General features: G+C 69.9%; 6 protein-coding genes. 3 read left to right on the forward strand and 3 right to left on the reverse strand.

Annotated features, from left to right (window positions below; all coding sequences use genetic code 11):
* Window positions 1-129: 129 nt before the first annotated feature.
* Window positions 130-2,097 (forward strand): acetoacetate--CoA ligase, encoded by a 1,968-nt coding sequence (locus NW895_RS15015; RefSeq protein ID WP_289935997.1) that lies wholly within the window; start codon window positions 130-132, stop codon window positions 2,095-2,097.
* Between the two features lie 19 nt (window positions 2,098-2,116).
* Here NW895_RS15015 and NW895_RS15020 read toward each other — a convergent pair whose 3' ends face one another.
* Window positions 2,117-3,436, reverse strand: coding sequence for an aminotransferase class I/II-fold pyridoxal phosphate-dependent enzyme (locus tag NW895_RS15020; RefSeq protein ID WP_289935998.1), 1,320 nt, complete (start codon window positions 3,434-3,436; stop codon window positions 2,117-2,119).
* 130 nt (window positions 3,437-3,566) lie between these two features.
* Between NW895_RS15020 and NW895_RS15025 the strand changes: the two genes are divergently transcribed.
* Together NW895_RS15025 and NW895_RS15030 are read left to right on the forward strand one after the other, a co-directional pair.
* The gene (locus tag NW895_RS15025) at window positions 3,567-4,757 is read left to right on the forward strand and encodes an MFS transporter (RefSeq protein ID WP_289935999.1); all 1,191 of its coding nucleotides are present in this window, start codon (window positions 3,567-3,569) and stop codon (window positions 4,755-4,757) included.
* Window positions 4,758-4,779: 22 nt separating this feature from the next.
* A complete protein-coding gene (locus NW895_RS15030) occupies window positions 4,780-5,676 on the forward strand; it encodes a hypothetical protein (RefSeq protein WP_289936000.1) in 897 nt (298 codons plus the stop codon).
* Window positions 5,677-5,745: 69 nt separating this feature from the next.
* On the opposite strand, the gene ptsP is transcribed toward NW895_RS15030, so the two are convergent.
* Together ptsP and NW895_RS15040 are read right to left on the reverse strand one after the other, a co-directional pair.
* Window positions 5,746-7,416: a phosphoenolpyruvate--protein phosphotransferase gene (ptsP, locus tag NW895_RS15035; protein ID WP_289936001.1), complete on the reverse strand. Its 1,671-nt coding sequence runs from the start codon at window positions 7,414-7,416 to the stop codon at window positions 5,746-5,748.
* Window positions 7,417-7,494: 78 nt separating this feature from the next.
* Entirely contained in the window at window positions 7,495-7,944 is a 450-nt protein-coding gene (locus NW895_RS15040) for a PTS glucose transporter subunit IIA (protein WP_289936002.1), read from the reverse strand.
* Between the last annotated feature and the right edge of the window lie 406 nt (window positions 7,945-8,350).

An 8,350-nucleotide genomic window follows, 5' to 3' on the forward strand; every position in this document is an offset into this window, starting at 1 on the left:
CGGACTGTGTGGGGTGCACCCTGGTGTAGAAGTCGATCACATGGCATCGTCCGTGTCATCCGCGTCACGCGCACACCCCAGCCCGTGCGCGGAGGACGCACACGACGCGCACAGTCCGGGAGCCGCCCCATGTCGATCGTGAACCCGCAGCCGCTCTGGCAGCCAGATCCGCAGCGCATCGCCCAGGCACAGATCACCAGGTTCCAGGCGTGGGCCGCCGAGCACCACGGTGCCCCCTCCCAGGGAGGCTACGCGGCCCTGCACCGCTGGTCCGTCGACGAGCTGGACACCTTCTGGAAAGCCGTCACCGAATGGTTCGGCGTACGGTTTTCGACCCCCTACGCGCGCGTGCTGGGCGACCGCTCGATGCCCGGCGCCCAGTGGTTCCCCGGGGCCACGCTCAACTACGCCGAGCACGCCTTGCGCGCGACCGCGACCCGCTCGGAGGAACCGGCCCTCCTGTATGTCGACGAGAGCCACCAGCCGCTCCCCGTCACCTGGGGGGAGCTGCGCCGCCAGGTCGGCTCCCTGGCCGCCGAGCTGCGTGCCCTCGGCGTACGCCCCGGAGACCGCGTCAGCGGCTATCTGCCGAACATCCCGCAGGCCGTCGTCGCCCTCCTCGCCACGGCCGCCGTGGGTGGTGTCTGGACGTCCTGCGCCCCCGACTTCGGCGCCCGCAGCGTCCTCGACCGCTTCCAGCAGGTCGAACCGGTCGTACTGATCACGGTCGACGGCTACCGCTACGGCGGCAAGGAGCACGACCGCCGCGACATCGTCGCCGAACTCCGCCGCGAGCTGCCCACACTGCGCGCCGTCGTCCACATCCCCCTCCTCGGCACCGAAGCACCGGAAGGCGCCCTGGAGTGGTCGGCCCTGACGGCCGCCGACACGGAGCCCGTCTTCGAACAGGTGCCCTTCGACCACCCCCTGTGGGTGCTCTACTCCTCGGGAACGACCGGCCTGCCCAAGGCCATCGTCCAGTCGCAGGGCGGCATCCTGGTGGAGCACCTCAAGCAGCTGGGCCTGCACTGCGACCTGGGCCCCGAGGACCGTTTCTTCTGGTACACGTCGACCGGCTGGATGATGTGGAACTTCCTCGTCTCCGGCCTGCTCACCGGCACGACGATCGTCCTCTACGACGGCAGCCCCGGCTACCCGGACACGGGCGCCCAGTGGCGGGTCGCCGAACGCACCGGGGCCACCCTCTTCGGCACCTCGGCCGCGTACGTCATGGCCTGCCGCAAGGCCGGCGTACACCCCGGGCGCGACCACGACCTGTCCAGGGTGCAGTGTGTCGCCACGACCGGTTCCCCGCTGCCGCCCGACGGCTTCCGCTGGCTGCACGACGAGGTCCGCGACGACCTGTGGATCGCCTCCGTCAGCGGCGGCACGGACGTGTGTTCCTGCTTCGCGGGCGCCGTACCGACCCTGCCGGTGTACATCGGCGAGCTCCAGGCACCCGGTCTGGGCACCGACCTGCAGTCCTGGGACCCGAGCGGCAAGCCCCTGGTCGACGAGGTAGGTGAGCTCGTGGTCACCAACCCCATGCCGTCGATGCCGATCCACTTCTGGAACGACCCCGACGGCAGCCGCTACTACGACAGCTACTTCGACACGTATCCCGGCGTGTGGCGGCACGGCGACTGGATCACCGTCACCTCACGCGGTTCCGTCGTCATCCACGGCCGCTCCGACTCCACCCTCAACCGCCAGGGCGTGCGCATGGGGTCGGCCGACATCTATGAAGCCGTCGAGCGTCTCCCCGAGATCAAGGAGTCCCTCGTCATCGGCATCGAGCAACCCGACGGCGGCTACTGGATGCCGCTGTTCGTCCACCTGGCCCCCGGAGCAGTCCTCGACGACGCCCTTCTGAGCCGCATCAAGCAGACCATCCGCGAACAGCTCTCACCGCGCCACATCCCCGACGAGATCATCGAGGTGCCCGGCATCCCGCACACCCTCACCGGAAAGCGCATCGAGGTCCCGGTCAAACGCCTCCTCCAGGGCACCCCTCTGGAGAGGGCCGTCAACCCGGGCTCCATCGACAACCTCGACCTGCTGCACTTCTACGAGGATCTCGCCCGCAAACGCGCCTGACCTCACCCCTGGGGACCGGTCAGCCTCCATAGGTGGCCTCGGACTCGCCGAGCACGGCGGCGAAATCCGAGGCCAGTCGCGTCGCGTCGGGCGGCTCCAGCTCTGCCACGGAGATCCGCACGCCCGGCTCGGACGACAGCCGGAACCGGGCCCCCGCAGCGATCCACCAGCCGTACGACCGCAGCCCGTTCACCACGGCCGACTCGTCTCGAACGGGCACCCACACATTGATGCCACTCGCCCCGTGCGCCTCGATGCCACGCTCACCGAACTCCCGGAGCAGCGCCTTCCGGCGCAGCGCGTACGTCTCCTTGGCGCGCCCCACCAACGCGCGCGTGCCGTCGTCGGTCAGCAACTCGTACACCGTCTCCTGAAGCAGATGGCTGACCCAGCCAGAAGTCAGCAGCAGCCGCCCGTCATGCCGGGCCAGCGTGACCGGATCACAGGCCGCCGCGGCCCACCGCAGGTCGGCCCCCAGGAACTTGCTCACCGTCCGCACGTGAACCCACCGCGACAGTGCCCCCGCGGTGATCGTGTACAGGGGGGCATCGGCGACATCGGACACATGGTCGTTCTCCACGACCAGAACATCGGGCTCACGCCGGAGCACGTCGACGAGCGCGTCCCGCCGCGCCTCGGAGAAACAGCCGCCGTACGGATTCTGCGCCCGCGGACTGCACACCAGGGCCCGCACCCCCGCATCCAGCGCCCTGCGCAGGGACTCGGGAAGCATGCCCTCGTCGTCCACGGCGACGGGAACGGCGCGCAGCCCCAGGGCCGAGACCAGATCGAGCAGATGGTGATAACCGGGGTCCTCCATGGCGACGGAGTCGCCGGGCCTAAGCTCCACGGACAGCAGCCGTCCGATCAGATCCAGCGCCCCGTGCGCGAAGGTCACGTGCTCGGCGGGGACGCCGTCGGGCCGCATCCAATCGCGTACGGCACCCTCCAGCCGGTCCAGCCTGGGCGTCGCACGGTGCGACCGCGCCCTGGGGGAGAGGCGCGAAGGGGGTACGAGGCCCGGGAGCAGCCGCGGGTCGGGGTGGCCGCCGGCCAGGTCCCGCAAGCCCTCGGGCACCTTGGGTGGCCGTCGCGAGGCCACCGCGGGCGCCGGCGCCACCACGGTTCCACCACGCCCGCGCGTGACCACGATGCCGCGCTGCCGTAGCTCCTTGTAGGCCGTGGCGACCGTACCCGGACTCACCCCGAGGTCGTCCGCGAGCCGTCGCACCGGAGGGAGCGCCGCACCGGGCCCCAACGCCCCCTCGGCCACGCCCCGTTCGACGGACGCGGCAATCCCCTTGGCTGTCGTGCCACTGATCCCATATTGTATTGCCACGTTGGCCATTATGTATCAGTACATAATTTCAGGCAAGGGGGAGCCAGTGCATCCGGTGCGCCGCGCAGCCGCATGGTCGAAACGCCTTCCCGGAGGACGCGACGGGCGCAGAATGCTCACCATCGCCCTTGTGGACCGTGTCGGAAGCGGCCTGTGGGCATCCGTCTCCGTCCTCTACTTCACCTACGTCGCCCACCTCACCGTCGCCGAGGTCGGCACCCTCGCCGCCGTCGCCGGAGCCGTCGGAATCGCAGGCGCGCCCCTCGGTGGCCGCATCGCCGACCGGTTACCACTCACCCGCGTCCTGCTCGCCGTACAACTTGCGCGCGCCCTGGCCTCCTTCGCGCTGCTCACGACGGACGACTACGCGCTGCTCCTCGCCTTCTCGGCCGTCGGGAGCCTCGGCGACCGTGCGTCGAGTGTGCTCACCAAGCTCTACGCCGCCCGCATCTCAGGACCGGACCGCGTGCGCTACCAGGCCGTCCACCGAACGATCGCCAACGCCGGCTGGGCCCTGGGCGGACTCGCCGCCGCGGCAGCCCTCGCGCTCGGCACCGTCACCGCGTACCAGTGGCTCCTCGTCGGCGACGCCGTCTCCTTCGTCGGCTCCGCCCTCATGACCCTGCGCTGCGGCGAACCTCCGTCCCCCTCCCGCACCGTCGCCACATCCAAGGACGCGGCGGTGACGCAGAAGCCGTCGAACCCCTGGCGCGACCGCACCTACCTCGCCTATGTCGCCACGGAAGCCGTCCTCTTCCTCGACGACGCCGTCTTCAAGGTCGGCCTGCCCCTGTGGATCGCCCACATAGGCAACGTGCCGCACGGCCTCGCACCCCTGCTCATGGTCCTCAACAACGTGATGGTGGTGGCCCTCCAAGTCCCCCTGGCCCGGTTCGGCGCCACCACGCCGGCCGCGCGCGCCCTCCTCATCCCGCTCTCGATCGCTTTCGCCCTGGGCGGCATCACCATGGCCCTGTCGGCGACCGGTGGCACCGTCGCCGCCACGCTGCTCCTGGCGGCCGCGGCCACCGCCTTCACCATGGCCGAGATGCTCCACGCGACCGTCTCCTGGGAACTCTCCCTCGCGCTCGCCCCCGACACCGCGCAGGGCGCCTACCTCGGCGTCCACGGCCTGGCCCAGTCCGCCCAGCGCAGCATCGGACCACTCGCCGTCACCGCGGCCATCACCACCGGCCCCATCGGCTGGACCGCCTTCGGTGCCCTCATCGCCCTGACCTGCATGGTTCAGCACCGCCTGGTCCGTGGCCGCCTCGCCCGGACGCCACTGTCAGTGCCACCGACTACTGTGAGTGAGCATTGATCGACTGTGCACAGGGGGAAACATGGCGCACACCGACCACCAGACCATGCGACGCGTCCTGCGCCGCGAAATCGCCGGCACGATCGGCCTGCTGACCGACGAACACGACTTCCGCGCCATGCGGCGCTACCGCAGCTTCACTTTCGACGACCACGCAACCTACCTGGAACAGGTCGAGGCCCTCCTCAGGTCCCGCGCCTCCCAGGGCAACCACACCACGGTGGCCCTCTTCGACCCGGAGGAGTACGCCGAATTCTGCTCGGAGCGGGGCCTCGACCCGGACAACCCGGCAAACCGCACCCGGTTCACAGCCGAACTCGCGGCCACCGGCCCCAGCGTGCCCTACGAGGGCCAGCCCCTCACCGACCTCCTCCCTACCCTCATCGACGAAGCCGTCCGACAAGCCACCTGGGAATACGCGGCCACCCTCCTGGCCCGCCTCGGCACCTGCGCCTCCTGCGGCGAGGACATCGCCCGCGCCGCTTTCGCCCGCGCCACGGACCTCCTCACCCGCATCATCGACACCGCCCCACCGGGGCACCGGCATCTGGTGTGCAGCGTCTCGGGAACACCGGAAACCCTCGTCTCCGTCCTGCACGCCGACGACGACGCAGACGGCACCACACAACTCGACGAGGCCGAAGCTGTCGAATTCACCACCGTCCTGGCCCTCGGCCTCGCCGCCCACAGCCCCGGGGGACTCGTCATGCGAACCATCGCCCCCGGCACCCCCGACCGCATCTACGGCTGGCGCCTGCGCGGACATGGCCTCGAACCCCTGACAGCCGGAGAGGTCTTCGACGCCTACTGCACCGACGCCGAATCCGGAGACCTCATCTCCCCGGAGTCGAACGTCGACTACTGCGAGCCACCCGACCTCGGGGACGAAGAACCGAAGCCGCGCCACCACCACCCGTGAACACGGGAGGGGCGCTCCACCCGCAGGTGGAGCGCCCCTCCCGGACAACCGATGGCCTGCCCGGCCCGACTACTCGCCGGACAGCACCGCCTGAGCCGCGCTGCGCGCCTCTTCAGCACTGTCCGCCGCCCGAGCGGCCGCCGCGGCACGCTCGCACTGCGCCAGCGTGTACTTCGCCAGCGTCGCCCGGACATAGGGAATCGACGCCGCACCCATGGAGAGAGAGGTGACACCCAGACCGGCCAGCACACACGCGAGCAGCGGGTCGGACGCAGCCTCACCACAGACACCACAGCTCTTGCCCTCGGCCTTGGCGGCCTCCGCGGACAGCGCGACCAGGTCGAGCAGAGCAGGCTGCCAAGGATCCTGCAGACGGGACACCGCACCCACCTGGCGGTCCGCGGCGAAGGTGTACTGCGCGAGGTCGTTCGTCCCCAGCGACAGGAACTCCACCTCCTGCAGAATCGAGCGCGCCCGCAGCGCGGCCGACGGGATCTCCACCATCGCACCGAACTTCGCCCGCAGCCCGGCAGCACGGCACGCGTCCGCGAACGCCTTGGCATCGGCACGGTCCGCCACCATCGGGGCCATGACCTCAAGGTAGACCGGCAGCCCCTCCGCAGCCTTCGCCAGCGCTGCCAGCTGGGTACGCAACACCTCGGGGTGGTCGAGCAGCGTCCGCAGACCGCGCACGCCCAGCGCCGGGTTCGGCTCGTCCGCCGGCGTCAGGAAGTCCAGCGGCTTGTCCGCGCCCGCGTCCAGCACGCGCACGACGACCCGCCCCTCGGGGAAAGCCTCAAGAACCTGCCGATAGGCCGCGACCTGCTTCTCCTCGGACGGTGCGTTCTTGCTGTCGTCGAGGAAGAGGAACTCGGTACGGAAGAGACCGACGCCCTCCGCCCCGGCCTCGACGGCGGCGGGCACGTCCGCGGGACCGCCGACGTTGGCCAGCAACGGCACCTTGTGACCGTCGGAGGTGGCACCCGGCCCGGTCGAGGCGGCCAGCGCGGCCTTGCGCTCGGCGGCCTCCGCCTCCAGCTGCGCCTTCTTCTCCTCGCTGGGGTTCACGAATATCTCACCGGTGCTGCCGTCCACGGCGATCACCGTGCCCTCGGCGAGTTCACCGGCCCCCGGCAGCGCCACCACGGCCGGCACACCGAGGGCCCGCGCCAGAATCGCGCTGTGGCTGGTCGGCCCGCCCTCCTCCGTGACGAACCCGAGGACCAAAGTCGGGTCCAGCAGTGCCGTGTCGGCCGGCGCAAGGTCACGTGCGATAAGAACATACGGCTCGTCGCTGTCCGGGACGCCCGGCATCGGCACCCCCAGCAAACGAGCGACGATACGATTCCGCACGTCATCGAGGTCGGCCACCCGGCCCGCCAGGTAGTCGCCCGCGCCGGCCAGCAGCGCGCGGTACGCGGCGAAGGCGTCGTACACCGCACGCTCGGCGGTGCTGCCGACGGCAATACGCCGTTCCACATCAGACATCAGCTCGGGGTCCTGAGCCATCATGGCCTGCGCCTCGAGTACCGCCTGGGCTTCGCCTCCCGCCAGGTTGCCCCGGGCGATGAGGTCGGCCGCCACAGCTTCCACGGCTTTGCGGGCGCGCCCCTGTTCACGCTCCGCCTCGTCTGCCGCTATTTGCTTGGCAGGCGGCTCCAGCACCGCCGTTCCCATGTGCCGAACCTCGCCGATCGCCACTCCGTGGCTCACGCCGACGCCTCGCAGCGTTGTCTCCATCTCACCCGTCTCCGATAGTGCGGCGGGTCCCGCCGCCGCGGTTGTTTCTGTACTCGCCGTCCTATGACGGCACCGACGTCACTTCCAGAGGAAGAGACTGTCGCCGGCCTTCACATCACCGTCGTCGCGGAGGTCGGAGAGAGCCTCGGCCGTGGCCTCCAGCGCCACGATCGGGCACACCGGGGACTTGCCGGCCGCCTCGACGGCGGCCGGGTTCCAGCGCACTACTCCCTGACCGCGCGTGACGGTGTCGCCCTTGTTCACGAGCAGCTCGAATCCCTCGCCGTTGAGCTGCACGGTGTCGATGCCGAGGTGGGTGAGCACGCCGTGTCCTTGCTCGTCGACGACGACGAAGGCGTGCGGGTGGAGCGAGACGATGACCCCGTCCATGGGCGCGACGGCCTCGGAAGGCTCACGTACGGGGTCGATCGCCGTGCCCGGGCCGACCATGGCCCCGGAGAAGACCGGATCCGGCACTGCCGCCAGTCCGATGGCGCGTCCTGCAAGTGGGGACGTCACGGTGGTCATGGGAAGCCTCCCAGGGGTGGAGATTCATATGGGCCGTCACTGCCTGTCCCGGACGGCACACTGTTGAGCAGGGTATGTCACAGGGAGTGTCGGTTCTGCGCGACAGGTCCTGGTTGGCGGCCCTAGCGCACAGCACAAAGCGATTTGCGCACGCTCCGCAGCTCCGTGTACAGTCGTACTCCTGCTTGAGGCTGAGTGACGCGACCAGGCGTCCTTGCCCGGCGGCACCCAACTTGTCAGATCCTATCTCGGGGTCCTCTTCTGCATGCCCGCAGGAGGGTGGTCAGAGAGTCGGAAAAACACTGATAGAGTTGGAAACACCGAAGGGAAGCGCCCGGAGGAAAGCCCGAGAGGGTGAGTACAAAGGAAGCGACCGTTCCTTGAGAACTCAACAGCGTGCCAAAAG

The sequence above is a fragment of the Streptomyces sp. S.PNR 29 genome (genome assembly GCF_030386795.1).
Taxonomy (GTDB): Bacteria; Actinomycetota; Actinomycetes; order Streptomycetales; family Streptomycetaceae; genus Streptomyces.

What these genes read in the sequence shown, in the direction of transcription:
- NW895_RS15015 (WP_289935997.1), top strand. Translation starts at nt 130, where the DNA reads ATGTCGATCGTGAACCCGCAGCCGCTCTGGCAGCCAGATCCGCAGCGC.
- NW895_RS15030 (WP_289936000.1), top strand. Translation starts at nt 4,780, where the DNA reads ATGGCGCACACCGACCACCAGACCATGCGACGCGTCCTGCGCCGCGAA.
- ptsP (WP_289936001.1), bottom strand. Translation starts at nt 7,416, where the DNA reads ATGGAGACAACGCTGCGAGGCGTCGGCGTGAGCCACGGAGTGGCGATC.
- NW895_RS15040 (WP_289936002.1), bottom strand. Translation starts at nt 7,944, where the DNA reads ATGACCACCGTGACGTCCCCACTTGCAGGACGCGCCATCGGACTGGCG.